The sequence below is a fragment of the Sphingobium baderi genome, assembly GCF_001456115.1.
Lineage (GTDB): Bacteria > Pseudomonadota > Alphaproteobacteria > Sphingomonadales > Sphingomonadaceae > Sphingobium > Sphingobium baderi_A.
In genome coordinates, this window is record NZ_CP013264.1 from 790,001 (window position 1) to 810,312 (window position 20,312).

Below are 20,312 nucleotides of genomic sequence, written 5' to 3' on the forward strand. Positions count from 1 at the left end.
CCTCTTGCATAATGGGTCTGTGACTTAGTGTATCGAGCAAGCTTAAGCCGTTAGGTGTAGGCGCAGCGAAAGCGAGTCTGAATAGGGCGACCATAGTTCGATGCATTAGACCCGAAACCCGGCGATCTATGCATGACCAGGTTGAAGGTGCGGTAACACGCACTGGAGGACCGAACCGTTTAATGTTGAAAAATTATCGGATGAGTTGTGCTTAGGGGTGAAAGGCCAATCAAGCCGGGAAATAGCTGGTTCTCCGCGAAATCTATTGAGGTAGAGCGTCGGATGATTGCCGTTGGGGGTAGAGCACTGGATGGTTGCGGGGGTCGCGAGATCTACCAATACTAACCAAACTCCGAATACCAACGAGTCTAGTCCGGCAGACAGACGGCGGGTGCTAAGGTCCGTCGTCAAAAGGGAAACAGCCCTAACCTACAGCTAAGGTCCCCAAGTCATCACTAAGTGGGAAAGCATGTGGGATTTCCAAAACAACCAGGAGGTTGGCTTAGAAGCAGCCATCCTTTAAAGAAAGCGTAACAGCTCACTGGTCTAAATAAGAGATCCTGCGGCGAAGATGTAACGGGGCTAAAGTGATGCACCGAAGCTTAGGGTGTGTAGTTTACTACACGCGGTAGCGGAGCGTTCCGTAGGCCGTTGAAGCGGGAGGGTAACCGACCGTGGAGGTATCGGAAGTGCGAATGCAGACATGAGTAGCGATTAACAGTGTGAGATGCACTGTCGCCGAAATTCCAAGGGTTCCTGCTTAAAGCTAATCTGAGCAGGGTAAGCCGGCCCCTAAGACGAGCCCGAAGGGGGTAGTCGATGGGAACCACGTTAATATTCGTGGGCCTGGAGGTGTGTGACGGATGGCGTAAATGGTCTGGCCTTATTGGATTGGTCCAGGCTGTGAAGTTGTCCCAGGAAATAGCCCCTCCGTATAGACCGTACCCTAAACCGACACAGGTGGAATGGTAGAGTATACCAAGGCGTTTGAGAGAAGTATCCTGAAGGAACTCGGCAAATTGCCTCCGTACCTTCGGAAGAAGGAGGCCCCACATTAAGGCAACTTTTTGTGGGGGGCACAGGCCAGGGGGTAGCGACTGTTTAGCAAAAACACAGGGCTCTGCTAAGTCGGCTTCAAGACGACGTATAGGGCCTGACGCCTGCCCGGTGCCTGAAGGTTAAGAGGAGGTGTGCAAGCACTGAATTGAAGCCCAGGTAAACGGCGGCCGTAACTATAACGGTCCTAAGGTAGCGAAATTCCTTGTCGGGTAAGTTCCGACCTGCACGAATGGCGTAACGACTTCCCCACTGTCTCCAGGATATGCTCAGCGAAATTGAATTCTCCGTGAAGATGCGGAGTACCCGCGGTTAGACGGAAAGACCCCGTGCACCTTTACTGCAGCTTCAGAGTGGCATTAGGAAAGAACTGTGTAGCATAGGTGGGAGGCTTTGAAGCATTGACGCCAGTTGATGTGGAGCCATAGGTGAAATACCACCCTGTTGTTTTCTGATGTCTAACCTCGCACCGTTATCCGGTGCAGGGACCCTCTGTGGCGGGTAGTTTGACTGGGGCGGTCGCCTCCTAAAGAGTAACGGAGGCGCGCGATGGTGGGCTCAGGACGGTTGGAAACCGTCTGTTAGAGTGCAATGGCATAAGCCCGCCTGACTGCGAGACTGACAAGTCGAGCAGAGACGAAAGTCGGTCATAGTGATCCGGTGGTCCCTCGTGGAAGGGCCATCGCTCAACGGATAAAAGGTACGCCGGGGATAACAGGCTGATGATTCCCAAGAGCTCATATCGACGGAATCGTTTGGCACCTCGATGTCGGCTCATCACATCCTGGGGCTGGAGCAGGTCCCAAGGGTTTGGCTGTTCGCCAATTAAAGTGGTACGTGAGCTGGGTTCAGAACGTCGCGAGACAGTTTGGTCCCTATCTGCCGTGGGCGTCGAAATTTGAGAGGAGTTGACCCTAGTACGAGAGGACCGGGTTGAACATACCTCTGGTGTACCTGTCGTTCCGCCAGGAGCGCAGCAGGGTAGCTATGTATGGACGGGATAACCGCTGAAAGCATCTAAGCGGGAAGCCTCCCTCAAGATAAGATTTCATCGAGCCGTCGTAGACCACGACGTTGATAGGCCGGATGTAGAAGTGTGGTAACATATGGAGCTAACCGGTCCTAATTGCTCTGTTCGCGCCTGAGAGTCCCACCATCAATGACAGCACTGGCAACAGCGCTTCATCGATCCGTGGTGATGACCAGCCAGATATATAAATTTGTTCGTAAACGCATTTTTACAAAAAATGCCCCTGTGCACGGTATCGATTATAACCCGAAGCGCCTGCTTCATTGCTTGGTGACCATAGCGTCAGTGACCCACCCGATCCCATCCCGAACTCGGACGTGAAACCTGACTGCGCCGATGGTACTGTGGCTCAAGCCCCGGAAGAGTAGGGCGTCGCCAGGCATTGCAGCACGCGCTTCGAACTTAAAACCCATTCACATGTTCGTTGGCCTCAGCGGTCCATCGGCCTCGCACAGGAAAAGGACACCGCTACCTGATCCAACACCATGGTTGACGCGGGATGGAGCAGCCCGGTAGCTCGTCAGGCTCATAACCTGAAGGTCGTAGGTTCAAATCCTACTCCCGCAACCACGTAAAAACCATCACCCCCAAACCCGCCCGCAAGGCGGGCTTTTTGCGTTCAAAGGCCAAGGCCATCGACAGAATGCCAGCCAGATCGCCGCGCACGTCGATCTCCCGTGCGCCACCCAGCACCAGCACCATCGCCTCGACAAAACCCCGCAAAGCCGTGCCTGGCCCCGCCTGAAACAAGAATTGCGCGAGCGCGACATCCCGCTTCGCCTACACCCCCCCCCGCATCCCACCAGCTATCCCGCCGATCAATCCCATGATCGGATACAAAGGCAGCAGTACCCGTCTACGGTAGCCAATCTTTCTTGGGCGCCTTCATCCTGATGATGCTGGCGTCAACCTTATCGGCCGCTCCGCCGAAGGAGATTAATCGGCACCTACGGATCGGGACCGATTTTCCTGATCCCCGGCCCTGACGGCTTTCGCAACTCAACAAAAAACCGGCCGATCATAGAACCGGCGGGCCTGAAGCTAGGCGCGACCCAAGGGCTTCAATATTGCACGGTGACAGTGACGGCGCGGCGGTTCTGCGCCCATGCGGATTCATCGGAGCCCAGCGCGGCGGGGCGTTCCTTGCCATAGCTGACCGTGGTGATCCGGCCGGGATCGACGCCGAGTGAGGCAAGATAGTTCTTCGCCGCATTGGCGCGACGCTCGCCCAGCGCGATATTATAGTCGCGGGTGCCGCGCTCGTCGCAATGTCCTTCGATTGTCACGCGGACGCTGGGGTTCTGTTGCAGCCATGCGGCCTGGCTTTGCAGCGTGGCCTGATCCTCCGCGTCGACATCATATTGGTCCAGACCGAAGAGAATGCGGTCAGAGGATACCGATGCGACGAAGTCCTCCTGGCTGCCTTTGACCGGGCCGCCCGGCGTAGCCGTGCCGGTCGCAGCACCCGTGTCGCCGCCGGGCGCGGGAGGCAGCTCTGCTGGCGGCTTTTTCGAGCAAGCGGCGAGTGTGATGATGGCTGTCGCCATCAAAAGGGGCCGGGATAGTTTCATCGGGGTCTCCTTGGTCGTTTTGGGCCGCCCGCGAAGTCAGGCGCTAGGCTTGGTTAAAATCGTTACGCTGTCAAGACGATTGGGTTCCGTTATCCACAGAAAAATGCTCAGGGGAGCAACGGGCCCCATGCCGGATCGGAACCGCTGAGCGGAGTGGGGATGCGGCGTTCGTTGACGCCGGTCAGATCGACTTGCCACACTTGGCTGGTCCCCTGGCGGCCCGCCGTGGTGCGGAAGAATTGCAGCACACGGCCGTTGGGCGACCAGCTGGGCTGCTCATCCTGCCAGCCATTCGTCAAAATCCGTTCATTGTCGCCGGTCGGGGTCATCACTGCGATCTTGAAGCCGCCCGATAGCTTGGTGAAGGCGATGAGGTCGCCGCGCGGCGACCATTCGGGCGTCGCATAGCGGCCGCCGCCATGGCTGATCCGGCGCTGGCCGGAACCGTCCGCGTTCATGACATAGATCTGCTGCCCGCCCGAACGGTCGCTTTCGAACACGATCTGGCGGCCGTCGGGGGAATAGCTGCCGCCGACATCAATGCCGGGCGTGTTGGTCAGGCGCACCGGCGTCCCGCCATTCACTGACACGCGATAAATGTCGGTGTTGCCCGCGACAGCCATGGAAAAGAGGATGTTGCGGCCATCGGGCGACCAGCGCGGCGCGAAAGTCGGATTGTTGCTTTCCGTCACCAGCCGCTGCTTGCCGGTGCCGATGTCATAGACATAGATGCGTACCCGGCTGCCCAGATAGCTCACATAGACGATGGACTTGTAATCGGGCGAGAAGCGCGGGGTCAGCGCGATCGACTGGCCGTTGGTGATGAAGCGGTGGTTCGCGCCGTCCGAATCCATGATGGCGAGCCGCTTGGTGCGGTTCCCCTTGGGACCGCTTTCGGCGATATAGGCGATGCGGCTGTCGAAGAAGGGACTTTCGCCCGACAGGCGCGCATAGATGGCGTCGGCGCATTTATGCGCGGCGCGCCGCCAGTCGCGGGGCGCGACGACATAGCCTTGCCGCGTCAGTTCCTGCTTCAATGCCACGTCGTAGAGATAGCAGCCAACGGTGATGTCCGCTTCCCCGCCCGTGGTGCGGACGAAGCCCTGCACCAGCGCCTGCCACGCCCCCCATTTCTCATATTGAGGGAAAGTGACTTCGGAAAAGCCGACCGGGGACAGGCCGCCCGGACCGGACGGATCGAACAGGCCGGAGCCTTTGAGGTCCGACGCGATCACCTCCGCGATCTTGCGGCCCAGTTCGCTGGAGGAACCGGCGGGCGTTGATACTTCCTGCTGGGCGGGAAGCGTGGGCACTGCGATCTTGAGATTGCTTTCGATCTCGCCGGTCACGTCGACCGAAAGCTGCGCCAGCGCGGGCGCGGCGGTGAAAGCGATCAGCGTGGCGGCCGCCATGCTGAAGCGGCGCATCAGGGTCGTCATCATCGGTTGAGCCTCGCGTCAAAGCGGAGCGGCCGCAGCCACTTCCACTGTTCGTAATATTGGGGCGGCAGATTCGTGAAGGGAGAGGCGAGCTTCACCGCCTGAATGGCGCGTTCGGCGTGAAGCTGCGCCTGCGGGCGATTGCTGGCGGTGACGCCGAGCTGGTCGATCACCTCCGGTTGGCCGATCACCCGGCCGTTTTTGTCCAGTCGCACTTCGAGCAGGGTGACAAGTTGGTCGGCGTCCGCACCCGAAGGGGGACGCCAATGCGGCTTCAATTGGCGGCGCAATTCCGCGTCGAGCGCGGCCTTCTGCTGCGGACCCATGCTGGAAGCGGCGGGGGCGGCGGGCTTGCGGGGCGCGTCAGCGTCCGTGTCGATGCCCTTGAGGAAATCCTTGCCCAGCAGCGAGCCTTTGGGCTTGTCCGCCTTTCCGCTGCCGGAGGCGCGCGCCGGGGCATCCTTTTTGGGCTTGGGCGCGTCCTTTTTCTTCGGCGCGGGCGCGGCGGCGGCGGGCTTGTTCGGTTTTTCCGGCGCGGGCTTCGCCTTGGGCGGCGCGGGTTTTTCGGGTGCGGGCTTTGGCTTTGGCGCGGCCTTGGGCACGTCTTTCTTGGGGGGCGCCGGTTTGGGCTTGGGCGGTGCGGGCGCGGGTTCCGGCGCCGGGGCAGGCTCCGGCTCCGGCGCGGCGTCCTGCGTCGGGCCTTTTTCCGGCGCTTCGCTGGGCGGAGGCGGTTCAGCCGAGATGCGCGGCGCGGCGGATTTCAGCGCCACCTCGTCCACCAGGCTCACGTCCATGGGCGGGGAATTGAGCTTCAAGGGATTGGGCGTGGCCAGGAATCCGGCGGACAGCAAGCCGAACAGCAGGGCATGTCCTGCCGTCGCGACGCCCAGGCCGATCTTTTCCGCGCGCTCCATCCCCTGAACCTATGAACCTTATTCTGAACTATCGCTGACGTCACCGGCGGCGGCATCGCCATTTTCCGCGCCGGTGCTGACCAGCGCGACCTTGTTGAGGCCCGCGCGGTTGAGTTCGCCCATCACCCGCATCACCCGGCCGTAATCGAGCGCGGTGTCGGCGCGCAGGAATATCTGCGGCGGCTCGGGCTGGCCTGCATGGGCCGACATGATCTCGGCCAGGCGGCCGGGCAGGTCGGCATCGCCGATCTGTTCCTCGTCGATATAGAGGCCGCCATCGCGGTCGATGGACACCACCGTAGGCTTGGCGTCCTGATCCAGCCCCTTGGCGCGGGTTTCGGGCAGGTTCACCGGCACGCCCGTCACCAGCAGGGGGGCCGTCACCATGAAGATGATGAGCAGCACCAGCATGACATCCACCAGCGGCGTCACGTTGATGTCCGCCATCGGCGCGCGACCGCGGCCCCGGCGGCCCGAAGGACCGGACATGGCCATTATCGCGCTCCTTCCCTGACGAAGGTGGAGAGCCGCCTTCTCATCGCTGGGCTTCCAGTTCGCGGCTCAGCGTCGAATAGAAGCCGTCGGCGAAGCGCGACAGGCGGGTTTCGAGGCGGTTGATGCCGTGGCTGAAGCGGTTGTAGGCGATGACCGCCGGGATTGCCGCGAACAGGCCGATGGCGGTGGCGAACAGAGCCTCCGCAATGCCCGGCGCGACGACGGCGAGGCTGCTCTGCTGCTCGGCCGCGATGGCGGTGAAGGCGCGCATGATGCCCCAGACCGTGCCGAACAACCCGACGAAGGGCGCGACCGAACCGATGGTGGCGAGGATGTTGAGCCGGTCGGACAATCGATCCACCTCCGATGCGATGGTGCTGTTCATCGCGGTATGGAGGCGGTCGCGCGTGCCGTCACGGTCGATCACCTTCTGCGCGGTGGAGCGGCGCCATTCGGACACGCCCGCAGCCATAACCTTGGCGGCGGGAAACTCCGCCTTGCCGCGCGCTTCATAGAAGCGGTCGATATCCTCCGCCTTCCAGAAGTCGCCCTCAAAGGCGCTGCTCTGCTTGCTCGCTTTCCGCAAGGTGAAGCTGAAGCCGATGATCATCGCCCAGGTCCAGATGCTGGCCAGCAACAGGCCGATCATCACGCCTTTCACGACGATGTCGGCCTGAAGGAACAAATGGAGCGGCGATATAGTGGCATTGGCGGCAACGGCGCCCATCGCGCCGACGGCGGGCATGGCAAGGCTCATGGGTGGATGTCTTCCCCTCTCATCAGGCGGCTGAAAATATCGATCCAGGGCTTGGGCTGCCTTCGGGGCCGGCCCTGGGGTGTCAGGAAGGCGACCGATATGTCGCCCTGCGTCAGTATTTCCTCGCCGCGCATGACCGCTTGCTGAATGGCGCAGGTGGCGGCGCTGACCTGTGACACGCGGCTCACCACCATCAGGTCGTCGTCCAGCCGGGCGGGGCGACGGTAGCGGATCTGAAGATCGGTGACGGCATAGACGCCCTCTCCCTCTTCCAGCGCCGCGCGCTGGCCGATGCCCGCGATCCGCAGCATGTCCGACCGCGCGCGCTCCATATAGCGCAGATAATTGGCGTGGTAGACGAGGCCGGACAGGTCCGTATCCTCGAAATAGACGCGCAGGGGGAAATGATGCTCCGCCGCGATGAAGCGGCCGGATGCGGGAACCGGCAAGCAAGGCGCTTCAAGGGCGTCGGAAAGGGCCATGCCCGCCTTTAACCATCATCGGCGAGCGGCGCAAAGCGGGAAATGACGCGCCCGCACCATCTTGCCCGCGCGATGGGGCTGTCCGTCCCGCTTCCCCGGCGCTAATGGCAAGCTGGTAAGCATGCTTCATGCGGAAGGATTTGGGTATATATGACTGACATTCGCACGGTCGGGGTGATCGGCGCCGGACAGATGGGCGCGGGCATCGCGCAGGTTTCGGCGCAGGCGGGCTATGATGTGATCCTGTCCGACATCGATCAGGCGCGCGCGGAGAAGGGGATCGCGGGCATTGCGAAGCTGCTGGCCAGGGGCGTGGAAAAAGGCAAGATCGAGCAGGCCGATGCCGACGCCGCGCTCGCCCGGATCAGGCCGGTGGGCGATGTCGCGCCGCTTGCGGGCGCGCAATTGGTGATCGAGGCTGCGACCGAGCGTGAGGACATCAAGCGCACGATCTTCGGCAATGTCGGGCCGCTGCTCGCGCCGGATGCCATTCTGGCGTCCAACACCTCCTCCATCCCGATCACGCGGCTGGCGCAGGCGGCGCCCGATGCTGCGCGCTTCGTGGGCGTGCATTTCTTCAATCCCGTGCCGATCATGGGCCTGATCGAGATCATCCGCGGCCTTGCCACCGCGCCCGAAACCGTGGGGGCGATCGAGGCCTTTGCGGTGAAGCTCGGCAAGCAGGTCGTCCATGCGTTCGATGCGCCGGGCTTCATCGTCAACCGCATCCTGCTGCCGATGCTGAATGAAGCCTGCTTCGCGCTGGGCGAGGGCGTGGCCAATGTGAAGGATATAGACACGGCGGTGCAACTGGGCCTCAATCACCCGATGGGGCCGCTGACGCTGGCGGATTTCATCGGACTGGATACCTGTCTTGAGATTTGTCGGGTGCTGCACAGTTCGACCGGCGACCCCAAATACCGCCCGGCGCCGATGCTGGTCAAATATGTCGAGGCGGGCTGGTATGGCCGCAAGACCGGCAAGGGCTTTTACGATTATTCGGGGGCTGAGCCTGTGCCTACGCGGTGACGGTCGTGGGCCATGGGGGCACGGGCCATGGGGCGGCGACAGGCGATAATGTCGGGGCGGTCCTGTCTCCGTTCGTCCTGATCTTCGAAGGACGCGCGCTGACGGTAGATCATGGCAATGGCCTTTCACGCATATCTCCTCCGGTGCAGCGATGGCTCCTTTTATGCAGATCATACAGATCATCTCGAAAGTCGGTTGGCCCAGCATCAGATGGGGTTGGGCGGAAGTTATACCGCTCCGCGCAGACTCGTTGCCTTGGTCTTGATGGAAAGTTTTGGGACGCGGGACGAGGCTCTAACCGCTGAGCGCAGAAGCAAGAATTGGAGTCGGGCCAAGAAGCAGGCTTTGATCGAAGGGGGAGCGAATTAGGCTCTTTGCCCGCAATCGACAGAGTTGAAACAGGTTGGGTAAACTTGACTCGCGTCCTTCGACAGGCTCAGGGCGAACGGAGGATGGTGAGGCGACCCATGCGGCCGGGGGAGCCATGCCGCATGGGTCGTGGCGCTCAGGCGTCCACGCTGATGACGCCGCGCCGGATCTGGTCCAGTTCAATGCTTTCGAACAGCGCCTGGAAATTGCCGTTTCCAAAGCCCTCATTGCCCTTGCGCTGGATGATCTCGAAGAAGATCGGGCCGAACATCGGCTCGGTGAAGATCTGGAGCAATATGCCTTCGCCCGTTTCCACGCTGCCGTCGATCAGGATGCGGTTCTTTCTGAGGCGCTCCAGATCCTCGCCATGGCCGGGGACGCGCTTGTCGACCAGTTCGTAATAGGTTTCGATGGTGTCCTGCAGGCGCACGCCGCGCGCCCGCAGCTTCTCCACCGTGGCATGGATGTCGTGGGTGGTCAGGGCGAGGTGCTGGATGCCTTCGCCATGATATTCGCGGATGAATTCCTCGATCTGGCTTTTGTCGTCCTGGCTTTCGTTGAGGGGAATGCGGATCGCCTGGTCCGGTGCAATCATCGCCTGGCTGAAAAGGCCGGTCGCCTGCCCCTTGATGTCGAAATATTTCTGCTCCTCGAAGTTGAAGAGGGTGCGGTAGAATTCGCTCCACACCCGCATCTGGCCGCGCCGGACATTGTGGGTGAGGTGGTCGAGCAGGTCGAGGCCGACGCTGTTCCTTGCTTCCGCCTCGCGCCAGCCGGGAAATTCGGCCCAATCGGCATAGAGGTCCGTGCCGTCTGCGATGAAATAAAGATAGGAACCGCCGATGCCCTGAATGACGGTGTCATCCTCGTCCGTCGGTTTCGCGCCATGCTCCAGCGCCCATTGCATTGCAGCCCCGGGGTCGGCGACGCGAAAGGCCATGGCGCTGGCCGAAGGGCCATGCTTGCCCCGGAAGGCCGCAACGCGCCCCGCATCGTCGCGGTTCAGCATCAGATTGATGCGGCCCTGCTTGTAGCGGGTGATATTCTTGACCGGGTGGCGGTGGGTGGGGGTGAAGCCGAGTTGTTCGAACTGCGCGACCATGGCTTGCGGATCGGGCGAGGTGAACTCGACGAATTCGAAGCCGTTGAGACCCAAGGGATTGTCCGACGTTGCGGTCATGGGAGGCGGTCCTCTTTTGTGAAGCGGCCACGGGCATATGCCTGCGTGCCGAGGGTGTAGATGCGATCTTCGGGGAGGATGGTGTCGACCTCCAGATCGGGGGCGCCCTCCAGCGCGTGGTAGAGGGGCGCGAAGTCCGTCTCGACGGTCTGGCGCAGCAGATCCTCGAAGCTGTCGATGACGAAGTAGCTCTGCTGATAGTCGTCGATGCGATATTTGGTCCGCATCAGACGCTTGAGATCGAAGCCCAGGCGATTCGGCGAAGGATCGTCCAGCGCGAAGATCGATTCACCATGCGAGGACACGATGCCCGCGCCGTAAAGACGCAGATCGTCGCCTTGCCGGATCAGGCCGAATTCGACCGTATACCAATAGAGGCGGGCGAGGCGGTCGATCGCGCCCATCCGCTCGGCGCGCAGCCCGCCTTCGCCATAGGCTTGCATATAGTCGGCGAAGACCGGATGGGCGAGCAGGGGCACATGGCCGAACACGTCGTGAAAGACGTCCGGCTCCTCCAGATAGTCGAGCTGCTCCGGCGTGCGGATGAAGCGGCCCGTGACGAAGCGGCGGTTAGCCAGATGCTCGAAAAAGACGCGGTCGGGGACAAGGCCGGGGACGGCCACGACCTGCCAGCCGGTGCGCCGCATCAGCCGGTCCGACAATTCGCTGAAGTCGGGGATGCCGGGCTTCGTCATGCGGAGGATGTCTAGCCCGTCCATGAACTCCGGCACCACGCGGTCGGGGAGCATCGCCGCCTGCCGCGCGAAGAGGGTGTCCCACATCGCATGGTCCTGGGGCGTGTAGGCGCTCCAGTCCTGCGGGATTGTCCAGTCTGCGGCGGCGCTCGCCGGGGCGCGCTCATGGATATGAGACATGGCGAAGAGTATTTCACGATTTTGCGGAAATTTCGTTTCAATCTCCGAACGAAAAAGGCTTATCATGAATCATTGTTTCGACTATGGTGAGAATATGAAACAGAAGCGTCAACTTGATGCGGTCGATCGCCGGATCGTGAAACTGTTGCAGGCCGATGCGTCGATCAGCCATGCGGAACTGGCCGAGAAGGTGGGCGCGTCGAGCGCGTCCTGCTGGCGGCGGATCAAGGCGCTGGAGCAGGCGGGGGTGCTGCTCAAGGCCGTGCGGTTAGTCGATCCGGCGAGCGTCGAGCGGCAGGTCAATGTGCTGTGCAACATTCGGATGCGGAGCCATGCGCGCGATGCGCGTGCCTTGTTCGAGCAATTCGTCGATGGCCGTGCGGAGATCGTGGAGTGCTTTTCCATGTCCGGGGAGTGGGACTATCTGTTGCGGATCGTCGTGGCGGACGTGGCGGATTATAATGATTTCCTGATGAACGTAGTGCTGTCGCACCCCTCCGTTCAGGGCGCGGCCTCCCATTTTGCGCTGTCGATGACGAAATATACGACGGCGCTGCCGGTTTAGCCCGCCGACAGTCCGTGCTTCTTCATGCAATGCCTTAGCTGGTCGTAGCTGAGGCCGAGGCCCTTGGCGGTCGCGCGCTGGTTGTAGCGGTAGCGGTCGAGCGCGGCGCGGACGATGGCGGCTTCATGAGCGTCGACGGCGGCCTTGAGGTCGGTGATCGACTCGAAATCGGAGGGCGGCGGAGGCGCGGGCGGCGTTTCGGCGCGCGGCAGCATCATCGGTTGCGGCTTCCACGGGGAAGCGAAGGGGTCGAAGGTGATGCGGCTCACCGGCCGCGCCGGATCGTCCCAGCGGTAGACGGCGCGCTCTACCACATTGCGGAGTTCGCGCACATTGCCGGGCCACCCATGACCCTCAAGCTCCGCCATGCAGGCGGCGGAAAAGCCCGGCCATTGCGGCCATGCCAGTTCCGCCGCCATGCGCCGCCCGAAATGGTCGACGAGGACGGGAATATCGCCTTCGCGCGCGCGGAGCGGCGGCAAAGTGATGACCTCGAAGCTCAACCGGTCGAGCAGGTCGGGGCGGAAACGGCCTGCCTGCGCGGCGGCGGGCAGGTCTTCGTTGGTGGCGGCGACGATGCGGACGTCGACGGTGATCGGGCGGGATGCGCCGATGCGGGTGACTTCGCCATATTCGATGACGCGCAGCAGCCTTTCCTGCGCCGCCATGGAGAGCGTGCCCAGTTCGTCGAGGAAGAGCGTGCCGCCGTCCGCTTCCTCGAACCGGCCGGGCCGCGCTTTTGTCGCGCCGGTGAAGGCCCCTTGCTCATGACCGAATAATTCCGCTTCGATCAGCGTTTCGGGGAGCGCCGCGCAGTTCATGACGATCAGCGGCTCGCCCCAGCGGCGGGAAAGGTGATGGAGGCGTTCGGCGACCAGTTCCTTGCCGGTGCCGCGTTCGCCGATCACCAGCACCGGGCGGTTGAGTTCGGCGGCGCGCCCGGCCAGTTCGACCGCGTCGAGAAAGGCCAGTGATTGGCCGACGAACTGCGTGTTCTTCTCCATTCCCAACTTATGGGGAAATTTCCCAAATCTTCGCAAGAGGATTTTGGCACGGGCCGCCTAAAGCCGCGCTTTTCCGCCATTTCGGCAAATTGGCACGGCTTCTGCAAAGACAGGGAGGAAGCCGCCGCACAAGCCGACGGCACTTTTGAAGGCCAGAGTTCAGGGAGCAAGAAGATGGAAGAGAAGAGCAACCCAGTCCGCGAAATCGGCCAATTGCTGTCCGTCGCCATCGCCGCCGTGCTGTTTGGATCGACCCTGATCCTTTCCGCCGTCGGCCCGGCCCGCGCCAGCGAAGCCCCGATGCTCGCGACACAGGATACCCCCGCGGCCCTGCGCTATCTGGCGTAAGGATCGCAAGCCCCGGCCGGGGCGGGAAGCCCCCCTCGCCCGCCCCGGCAAAGTTTTGACCAGGAGTGACGTTCAAATGGGTATATTCTCCCGCACCCGCGACATCATCGCCGCCAATGTCACCGACTTGCTCGACAAGGCGGAAGACCCGGCGAAGATGATCCGCATGATTATCCTCGAAATGGAGGAGACGCTGGTCGAGGTGCGCGCGTCGGCCGCCCGGACCATCGCCGACCAGAAGGAGATGCGCCGCCATATCGGCAAGCTGAACGCGCTTCAGGATAGCTGGACCGAAAAGGCGCAACTGGCGCTCAGCAAGGATCGCGAGGACCTGGCCAAGGCCGCGCTGGTCGAAAAGCAGAAGGCCGCCGACATGGCGCAGCAGATGTCCCATGAGATCGAGACGCTGGATGAGGCGCTGCGGGCTTCGGAGGAGGACATCGCCAAGTTGCAGGCCAAGCTGCGCGAGGCCCGTGCCCGTCAGAACAGCCTCGTCACCCGGATGCAGAGCGCCGAAAACCGCCTGCGCGTCCGCGAAGCCTATGCCGGCGAGAAGGTGAACGAAGCCTTTGCCCGCTTCGACATGCTGGAACGCCGCGTGGACATGGCCGAAGGCCGCGCCGACGCCATGGCGCTGGGCCAGCAGCCCAAGACGCTGGAGGAAGAGATCGCCGAACTCAAGTCGGCCGACAAGGTGGACGCCGAACTCGCGGCGCTCAAGGCGTCGATGAACGCTGGCAAGACCGGGGAGTGACGCCATGGAAGACATTCTTGTCCCCATCGCCATCGTCGGGATGCTGTTCATCGGGATGCCCTGGCTGATCTTCCACTATGTGACCAAGTGGAAGCAGGCGCCCAAGATCACTGACGAGGACGAGAAGCTGCTGGACGAGCTTCACCTGCTCGCCCGGCGGCTGGAGGAACGGTTGCAGACGGTCGAACGGATCGTCGCCGCCGACAATCCCGATTTCCGCCCCGCCCGTCCTTCGCAGGACGATGGCGATTATGCATTCGACCGGAGGAACTGAGATGACCGCCCGCCGCACCAAATTCTATCTCGACAAGCAGAACGGCAAGTTCATGGGCGTCTGCTCCGGCATCGCCGACTATACGGGCATCGACGTCGTCTGGGTCCGGGTTGCCATGGTCCTGTCTTTCTTCATCATCGGTTGGACGCTGCTGGGTTATTTCGTGATCGGTTTCGTCGCCGAAAACAAGCCGATTGGCCTCTATGCAGATCGCGACGATGCGAAATTCTGGCAGGGCGTGCGCGCCAATCCGGCGCGCTCCACCCGCGATGTGCGCTCCAAGTTCCGCGATATCGACCGGCGCTTGGCCGACATCGAAACCTATTACACCAGCCGCAACACGCGTCTGGCGGATGAGATCGAGAGCCTGCGCTGATACCGTTCATCGAACGGCGGATGCCGCCGGTCGAAAAATCGGCCGCGCGCGGGCCAAGGGAAGGAAATGGCGATAGCGCGCCGTCCTGACAGGCAAGGGGAAAAGCCATGAATCCATTTGAAATGGTCGTCGCCATCGTCGCGATCACCGCCATCGCCAGCGTCATCCGCGCCAAATATGGCGTCCTGCGCCGGGACAAGGGCGAAGCCTTCGCCCATCGTGGGCCGGACCCGGAAGCCGAAAGGCTGCGCGCGGAGGTGAAGGCGCTGAAGGATCGGGTGGCCGTGCTGGAACGGCTCGCGACCGACAGTTCCACCGCGCTGGAGCGCGAATTCGATAAATTGAAGGACCGCGACTGAAAGCGGCCCGGACGAACCGTAGGGAGGACAATGTGCAGGACCCCCTTTTCTATCTGACCATGGCCGTGGCCGGCCTTTCGGGGCTGGTGATCGTCGCGGTGACGGCGCTGCGCGGCTGGAACGGCTGGCTGGAACTCAAGCGCGCGGAACTGGCGCGCGGGGCCGGGGAAGCCGCCCCGCCGTCCGCCGCCACGCGGATCGAGGTCGCCGACCTGAAAGAACGCATCCGCAAGCTGGAAGCCATAGCGGCGGACGTCGATCTGTAAAGCAGATGGGAAAAGCGGGTTTCGCCGCCCGCTTTTCCCCCTATATGGGCGGGCATGACACAGATGCGCGCCATTGCCGATCTTCACGAAGAATATGCGTTTCTCGACGCCGACGATCGCTACCGGCTGTTGATCGATCTGGGCCGCGAACTGGAGCCGATGCCCGACGCGCTCAAGACCGACGCGACGCTGGTGCGCGGCTGTTCGGCGGCGGTGTGGGTCTATCCCACCGTGCTGGATGCCGATTCCGGTCATGGGCAGCGGCTGCATTTCCTGGCCGACAGCAATGCCGCGATCACCAAGGGGATCATCGCGCTGGTGCTGCTGACCGTGCAGGACCGGACGCCCGAGGAAATCGGCGCGGCGGATATAGAAGGGGCGCTGGCGCCGTTCGACCTGCGCAATCAGCTCAGTTCCAATCGGACGCAGGGGATTCCGAACATGATTGCCCTTATCCGCGAAACGGCTCGTCGCTACGGCGGCTGACCCGCGCAACCGCTGTTTCCGCACGGACGTTGTCCTTCCGTAACATGATATATGGAAGGAGAGAGGCGATGCGCGCCATCCTGACTTTGACGGCCCTTGGGCTGATCGCGGCCTGTTCATCGGGCGAGAAGGACATGACCCAGCGCGAGCAGATCGGGCAGACGTGGAAATATGAAGGCGGTGGGACCGGCGGCAAGCCGAAGGTCGCCTATATTGGCAGCGCCAACACGGTGCAGACGATCACCGCGCCCGACACCTTTTCGGTGATGCTGGTGCAGCCGATGACCAACGGCGAGAAGGACGTGACCGTCAAGCTGGTCGGCGCGCCGTTCCGCTGCGACCTGTCCGACTGCGCGGTGACGGCGGTGACGGACGACGGCAAGGAACATCGCTGGAAGGGTCGCATGGCCGACACCAATGACGGGATCGAGATCATGCCTTCGCAAAATGCCTATGAGGCGATTGCCAAGGCGAAAACGGTGAAGGTCAATCTGGCCGTGGGCAAGGATGACCGGACCTTCCCGTTCCAGTTCAATGTCGAGGGGCTGGACCTGAAAAGCTGATCGTCATTCCTGCAAGGACACGCCGGGGCTGCGCGGATCGGCAGCCCCCACCCAATGGCCGTCGGGCAGGCGCTCGGCGGCATTGGCCTTGAGGCCGAGGCGGGAGATGGCGACGCGGTGGCCCAGCCTTTCCAGCGGCGCCTTCATGGCTTCGAGCGATGTGCCCTGTTCCAGCACGAGGCCGTCGCCGTTGAAGAATTCCAGGCCCAGCGCGATGGAATCCTGCGCGGACAGGCCCCAGTCGAAATGGGCGATCAGCGCCTTGGCGACCTGCATGATGATGGTCTTGCCGCCTGCCGCGCCGACGGTGAAGATCGGCGTGCCCGCCGCGTCATAGACGATGGTGGGCGACATGGAGGAAAGCGGGCGCTTGCCCGGCTCCACCCGGTTGGCGACGGGCGCGCCGTTTTTTTCCGGCGTGAAGCTGAAGTCCGTCAGTTCGTTGTTCAGGATGACGCCATTGGCGACAAGCTGGCTGCCGAAGAAGCTTTCGATGGTGGAGGTCCAGGCGGCGATGTCGCCATTGCGGTCCACGGCGACGAAATGGCTGGTGCCCGATTCGGGCTGGGGCCGGGATGCGGTGCGCGGCTGCCCGCCCTGCGGCTGGCCGGGCTGGTAGTCGTTGCGGGCCTTGCGGAGCGAGATGAGGGCGGAGCGCCGTTTCAGATAGGCCGGGTCGATCAGCCCCGCTAGCGGCACGGCCACGAAGTCGGGGTCCCCCAGCCATGTGCCGCGGTCGGCATAGGCAAGCTGCATCGCTTCCCCGATCACATGCCAGGATCGCACATCGTCCTTACCCCATTGGCCCAGCGGGAAGCGTTCGACCATGCCGAGGATCTGGAGAACCGTGACACCGCCGGAAGAGGCCGGTCCCATGCCGCAGACGGTATAGACGCGATATTTGCCGCAGACGGGCTTGCGCGGTTTGGCCTGATAAGCGGCAAGGTCCGCCTGTGTCATCGGCACCGGATTTTTCGGCGCGTTGGTGACGGCGTCCGCGATCGCCTTTGCATTGTCGCCCAGATAGAAGGCGTCGGGTCCTTCGGCGGCGATACGCCTGAACAGGGCGGCGAGCGGCGGATTCTGGAGGATGGTGCCGATCGGCGCGGGCTTGCCGTCGATCCAGAAATATTTGCGAATTTCCGGGAAATCGGCCCAGATCGGCGCGACGGCGTTCATCGCGGTGTCGAGCCTTTGGCGCACTTCGAACCCGTCCTCGGCCAGATGGATGGCGGGCTGGAACAGGTCGGCCCAGGGCAGTTTGCCCCATTTGCGATGCGCGTCCCAGGCGAGGCGCAGATTGCCCGGCACACCGACTGAATAGCCGCCTGGCCATGCATCGCGGAAGGAAAGCGGCTGTCCATCCGGTCCCATGAAGCGGTCGGGCTTTGCAGCGGCTGGGGCAGTTTCGCGGCCGTCGATGGATTCGAGCGCCCCCGTCGCGCCATCATGATGCATCAGGAAGCCGCCGCCGCCGATGCCGCTGTTATGCGGTTCGACCACGTTCAATGCCAGCATCATGGCGATGGCAGCGTCCGTCGCGCTGCCGCCCTTGCGTAGGATATCCTGTCCCGCCTGGGCTGCGCGCGGATCGGCGGCGGATACCGTGGCGTTGAGCGCAACGGGCTCGCGCGCCGATAGTGGTGCGGGGGAAAGGGCGACGAGAGCGAGGGGGGCCAGCAGGGCCAGGAAGCGGAATGTCATGGCGGCCACCCTATCGCCCGCGTCGCTGGCTGCAAGCCTGCCTGTCCGGATCAGGCGTCGATACCGACTGCCTGACTGATCGTCCGCAAGCCGTCGCGTTGCAGCAGGGTCTTCAATCCGGCATTGATGCGCTTCGCCAGATACGGCCCTTCATAGACCAGCGCGCTGTAGAGCTGGATCAGGCTCGCCCCGGCGCGGATGCGGGCATAGGCCTGTTCGGCATCGGATATGCCGCCGACCCCGATCAGCGGCAGGCGGGCGCCCAACAGGCGGCGGAAATCGCGCAACCTCTCCAGCGAAAGGTCGTGCAGCGGCGCGCCCGACAGGCCGCCTGTCTCGCCCGCATGGGCCGAACGCAAGGGCGGGCGCGAAATGGTGGTATTGGACACGATCAGCGCGTCGATGTGGTGGTCGAGGCAGGCGGCGGCGATGTCCTCCACATCCGCCGGTTCGAGGTCGGGAGCGACTTTGAGGAAAATGGGCGTCCGGTCCGAGCCCCGTGCCGCCATCACCGCGCCCAAAAGCTGATCGAGCGCCGCCCGGTCCTGAAGCGCGCGCAGGCCCGGCGTGTTGGGAGAGGAAATGTTGACCGTCAGATAATCGGCGAGCGGCATCATGCAGGCGACGCCTGTGGCGTAATCCGCGATACGATCCGTCGCATCCTTGTTCGCGCCGATATTGATGCCGATAACCGCGCTTCCATTCCGCCGCCGCTTGGCGACTCGTTCTGCCGCCGCCGCTTGTCCACCATTGTTGAAGCCCATGCGGTTGATGACTGCCCGGTCCTCCTCCAGCCGGAACAGGCGGGGCAGGGGGTTGCCCGGCTGCGGCAGGGGGGTCAGCGTCCCCAGTTCCGCAAAGCCGAAACCCAGGCCATGCATCTTGTGCGCGACCAGTCCTTCCTTGTCATAACCGGCGGCCAGTCCCACCGGGTTGGGGAAGGCGATGCCCGCGACCGTCTGGGCCAACATGGGATCGGGTTGGAGGGCGGGCGGAGTCGGCATCATCCGCAGCAGGGCGATGGACAGGTGGTGCGCCCGTTCGGCGTCGAAGGCGAAAACGAGGGGGCGGATCAGGCGATAGGACATGGCGGCTGCTATGCCAGCGCCGCTCGCATTCGTCGAGTCGCTGTTGCGATTGGGCAACAGCTGATCCAGATCAGTTTTCATGGCTGGAATCGTAATATTTTGAGACATTTTCCGTCAGCCAATGTCCGATCCATCCAATAATCTTTCCCCGATTCGGGCGTAAAGCAGGGCTGCGACCCGAAGGCTCCAAGGCCACATGGCCGAACGAGACCTTTTCCTGGCCCGGCAGTGAAAGCTGCCGGGCCATTTTTATATGTGTCTTGTGCATGACACTGGATTGTTTCCCGATTTTAACCAAATTTTCTTGCGAAGCCCTCGCGAAGGGAGATATTGGATAGCGGGGGTCATAAATATGGGGTTGCATCCTCAACACACACCCGGGGGGGTAGCAGGGGTCGTCGCTGCGGATGACGGCGCGCCGCTTTCTTATACCGTCGAAGCGGCGCAGGGTCCGGTCAGGCTGCGTTATTTTGCTCCGCCCGAACCACTATGCGCTTATTTCGGTTCGCTTTATATTTTCAGCGTTTCCTCTTCGGGTTATGCCGACGCGACGCGTGCGGATGTGCCCCAACTGCGCTTCCGGCTGGGCGGGCGAGGCGGCAATTACATCTTTCAGGACGGCATGGTGATGCCGACGCCAGAGGTTTGCCTGTTGGGGCCGACCTTTGGCGCGACACGGTTCCGTCTGGAAGAACCGTCGCGGGTGCTGGGCATATCGCTGCTTCCCGCCGGATGGATCGCGCTTTATGGCGACGATGCGAACAGCATGGCGGACAGCGCCTTCGACATGGTGACATGCGATGCCGAATATGGGCGGTTGCTGCAAAAGCTCCAAGGCATGGAGGATGCCGATGCAATTGCGTCGCTTTGCTGGTCATTCCTCCAGACACGGATCAAGCCGTTGCCCGACACGACCTGGCGCCTGCTCGAGGCGGTGGATGGTTGGCTGATGGACGAAGGATCGCCGCGAATCGAAATACTGGCCGACCGCACCGGGCTTTCGCCGCGGCAACTCGCGCGGCTTACCAACCGCTATTATGGTGCGCCGCCCAAGCTACTGGCGCGCAAATACAGGGCGCTTCGATGCAGCGCGCGGATCGTGCTGGACCGGGAAAGCTGGCAGGTGCTGTGCGACGAAGGGGGATTTTATGACCAGTCCCATTTCATCCGCGAGATCAAGCATTTCATCGGCCTGACGCCCCAGCAATTGCAGAATGATCCGACCGCCGTCGCGCAGTTGACGCTGTTGCGCCGGTCGCTGGGCGGAGATGTGGCCGTCATCAATCGCATGAGCTGAACGCCGCTCCGCTTTTGTAGTGGATGCTATG

At 62.5% G+C, this 20,312-nt stretch carries 24 protein-coding genes, 1 tRNA gene and 2 rRNA genes (1 of these 27 cut by a window edge); 15 read left to right on the forward strand and 12 right to left on the reverse strand.

Going from position 1 to position 20,312, the window contains the following annotated elements:
• From ATN00_RS03995 to ATN00_RS04005, 3 genes are all read left to right on the forward strand, one after another.
• Positions 1-2,202: ribosomal RNA gene (locus ATN00_RS03995) — 23S ribosomal RNA — on the forward strand (it extends 595 nt beyond the left edge of the window).
• A gap of 150 nt (positions 2,203-2,352) precedes the next feature.
• Positions 2,353-2,467: ribosomal RNA gene (rrf, locus tag ATN00_RS04000) — 5S ribosomal RNA — on the forward strand.
• A 112-nt stretch (positions 2,468-2,579) separates the two neighbouring features.
• Positions 2,580-2,656: transfer RNA gene (locus tag ATN00_RS04005), tRNA-Met, on the forward strand.
• Here ATN00_RS04005 and ATN00_RS23320 read toward each other — a convergent pair.
• The 7 genes from ATN00_RS23320 to ATN00_RS04035 form a co-directional block, all read right to left on the reverse strand.
• Positions 2,642-2,809: a hypothetical protein gene (locus ATN00_RS23320; RefSeq protein ID WP_156415215.1), complete on the reverse strand. Its 168-nt coding sequence runs from the start codon at positions 2,807-2,809 to the stop codon at positions 2,642-2,644. The genes ATN00_RS04005 and ATN00_RS23320 overlap by 15 nt on opposite strands.
• 338 nt (positions 2,810-3,147) lie before the next feature.
• The gene (pal, locus tag ATN00_RS04010) at positions 3,148-3,657 is read right to left on the reverse strand and encodes a peptidoglycan-associated lipoprotein Pal (protein ID WP_062062427.1); all 510 of its coding nucleotides are present in this window, start codon (positions 3,655-3,657) and stop codon (positions 3,148-3,150) included.
• 107 nt (positions 3,658-3,764) lie between these two features.
• Positions 3,765-5,099 carry a Tol-Pal system beta propeller repeat protein TolB gene (gene tolB, locus ATN00_RS04015; RefSeq protein WP_062062430.1) on the reverse strand — a complete coding sequence of 445 codons (1,335 nt, stop codon included), beginning with the start codon at positions 5,097-5,099 and terminating at the stop codon, positions 3,765-3,767.
• Positions 5,096-6,010: a hypothetical protein gene (locus tag ATN00_RS04020; protein ID WP_062062433.1), complete on the reverse strand. Its 915-nt coding sequence runs from the start codon at positions 6,008-6,010 to the stop codon at positions 5,096-5,098. The genes tolB and ATN00_RS04020 overlap by 4 nt, the downstream gene beginning before the upstream one ends.
• A gap of 18 nt (positions 6,011-6,028) precedes the next feature.
• The gene (gene tolR, locus ATN00_RS04025; RefSeq protein ID WP_062062436.1) at positions 6,029-6,505 is read right to left on the reverse strand and encodes a protein TolR; all 477 of its coding nucleotides are present in this window, start codon (positions 6,503-6,505) and stop codon (positions 6,029-6,031) included.
• 40 nt (positions 6,506-6,545) lie between these two features.
• Positions 6,546-7,262 carry a protein TolQ gene (gene tolQ, locus ATN00_RS04030; RefSeq protein WP_062062439.1) on the reverse strand — a complete coding sequence of 239 codons (717 nt, stop codon included), beginning with the start codon at positions 7,260-7,262 and terminating at the stop codon, positions 6,546-6,548.
• Entirely contained in the window at positions 7,259-7,744 is a 486-nt protein-coding gene (locus tag ATN00_RS04035; RefSeq protein ID WP_062062441.1) for a YbgC/FadM family acyl-CoA thioesterase, read from the reverse strand. The genes tolQ and ATN00_RS04035 overlap by 4 nt, the downstream gene beginning before the upstream one ends.
• Before the next feature lie 150 nt (positions 7,745-7,894).
• On the opposite strand from ATN00_RS04035, the gene ATN00_RS04040 reads away from it, so the two are divergent.
• Together ATN00_RS04040 and ATN00_RS04045 are read left to right on the forward strand one after the other, a co-directional pair.
• Entirely contained in the window at positions 7,895-8,773 is an 879-nt protein-coding gene (locus ATN00_RS04040) for a 3-hydroxybutyryl-CoA dehydrogenase (protein WP_062062444.1), read from the forward strand.
• Between the two features lie 117 nt (positions 8,774-8,890).
• Entirely contained in the window at positions 8,891-9,142 is a 252-nt protein-coding gene (locus ATN00_RS04045; RefSeq protein WP_062062447.1) for a GIY-YIG nuclease family protein, read from the forward strand.
• Positions 9,143-9,278: 136 nt separating this feature from the next.
• Here ATN00_RS04045 and hppD read toward each other — a convergent pair whose 3' ends face one another.
• A complete protein-coding gene (gene hppD, locus ATN00_RS04050) occupies positions 9,279-10,322 on the reverse strand; it encodes a 4-hydroxyphenylpyruvate dioxygenase (RefSeq protein WP_062062450.1) in 1,044 nt (347 codons plus the stop codon).
• On the reverse strand, positions 10,319-11,197 hold the full coding sequence (gene phhA, locus ATN00_RS04055; protein WP_062068383.1) for a phenylalanine 4-monooxygenase: 879 nt from the start codon (positions 11,195-11,197) through the stop codon (positions 10,319-10,321). Before phhA ends, hppD begins: the two co-directional genes overlap by 4 nt.
• Before the next feature lie 94 nt (positions 11,198-11,291).
• Here phhA and ATN00_RS04060 point away from each other — a divergent pair, with 94 nt between their 5' ends.
• Positions 11,292-11,762, forward strand: coding sequence for an Lrp/AsnC family transcriptional regulator (locus ATN00_RS04060; RefSeq protein ID WP_062068385.1), 471 nt, complete (start codon positions 11,292-11,294; stop codon positions 11,760-11,762).
• Here the strand turns inward: ATN00_RS04060 and pspF are convergent.
• Positions 11,759-12,766, reverse strand: a complete 1,008-nt coding sequence (gene pspF, locus ATN00_RS04065; RefSeq protein ID WP_062062453.1) for a phage shock protein operon transcriptional activator — start codon at positions 12,764-12,766, stop codon at positions 11,759-11,761. The two genes, ATN00_RS04060 and pspF, sit on opposite strands and share 4 nt — an antisense overlap.
• Before the next feature lie 174 nt (positions 12,767-12,940).
• Here pspF and ATN00_RS23595 point away from each other — a divergent pair, with 174 nt between their 5' ends.
• The 8 genes from ATN00_RS23595 (at position 12,941) to ATN00_RS04105 (ending at position 16,192) form a co-directional block, all read left to right on the forward strand.
• The gene (locus tag ATN00_RS23595) at positions 12,941-13,114 is read left to right on the forward strand and encodes a hypothetical protein (protein WP_197413665.1); all 174 of its coding nucleotides are present in this window, start codon (positions 12,941-12,943) and stop codon (positions 13,112-13,114) included.
• Between the two features lie 76 nt (positions 13,115-13,190).
• Positions 13,191-13,868 carry a phage shock protein PspA gene (gene pspA, locus ATN00_RS04075; RefSeq protein ID WP_062062459.1) on the forward strand — a complete coding sequence of 226 codons (678 nt, stop codon included), beginning with the start codon at positions 13,191-13,193 and terminating at the stop codon, positions 13,866-13,868.
• Between the two features lie 4 nt (positions 13,869-13,872).
• Positions 13,873-14,142, forward strand: a complete 270-nt coding sequence (gene pspB, locus ATN00_RS04080; RefSeq protein ID WP_021244449.1) for an envelope stress response membrane protein PspB — start codon at positions 13,873-13,875, stop codon at positions 14,140-14,142.
• Between the two features lies 1 nt (position 14,143).
• Positions 14,144-14,518, forward strand: coding sequence for an envelope stress response membrane protein PspC (gene pspC, locus ATN00_RS04085; protein ID WP_062062462.1), 375 nt, complete (start codon positions 14,144-14,146; stop codon positions 14,516-14,518).
• 107 nt (positions 14,519-14,625) lie between these two features.
• A complete protein-coding gene (locus ATN00_RS04090; protein ID WP_062062464.1) occupies positions 14,626-14,877 on the forward strand; it encodes a hypothetical protein in 252 nt (83 codons plus the stop codon).
• A gap of 32 nt (positions 14,878-14,909) precedes the next feature.
• Positions 14,910-15,143, forward strand: a complete 234-nt coding sequence (locus tag ATN00_RS04095; RefSeq protein ID WP_062062467.1) for a hypothetical protein — start codon at positions 14,910-14,912, stop codon at positions 15,141-15,143.
• Between the two features lie 54 nt (positions 15,144-15,197).
• Positions 15,198-15,629 (forward strand): SufE family protein, encoded by a 432-nt coding sequence (locus ATN00_RS04100; RefSeq protein ID WP_031290866.1) that lies wholly within the window; start codon positions 15,198-15,200, stop codon positions 15,627-15,629.
• Positions 15,630-15,697: 68 nt separating this feature from the next.
• Positions 15,698-16,192, forward strand: a complete 495-nt coding sequence (locus ATN00_RS04105) for a hypothetical protein (RefSeq protein ID WP_062062470.1) — start codon at positions 15,698-15,700, stop codon at positions 16,190-16,192.
• Positions 16,193-16,195: 3 nt separating this feature from the next.
• Here ATN00_RS04105 and ggt read toward each other — a convergent pair whose 3' ends face one another.
• Positions 16,196-17,896: a gamma-glutamyltransferase gene (gene ggt / locus ATN00_RS04110; RefSeq protein WP_062068387.1), complete on the reverse strand. Its 1,701-nt coding sequence runs from the start codon at positions 17,894-17,896 to the stop codon at positions 16,196-16,198.
• Positions 17,897-17,946: 50 nt separating this feature from the next.
• Entirely contained in the window at positions 17,947-18,984 is a 1,038-nt protein-coding gene (locus tag ATN00_RS04115) for a quinone-dependent dihydroorotate dehydrogenase (RefSeq protein WP_062068389.1), read from the reverse strand.
• Positions 18,985-19,336: 352 nt separating this feature from the next.
• Between ATN00_RS04115 and ATN00_RS04120 the strand changes: the two genes are divergently transcribed.
• Positions 19,337-20,281 carry a helix-turn-helix domain-containing protein gene (locus ATN00_RS04120; protein WP_062062473.1) on the forward strand — a complete coding sequence of 315 codons (945 nt, stop codon included), beginning with the start codon at positions 19,337-19,339 and terminating at the stop codon, positions 20,279-20,281.
• Positions 20,282-20,312 lie beyond the last annotated feature (31 nt).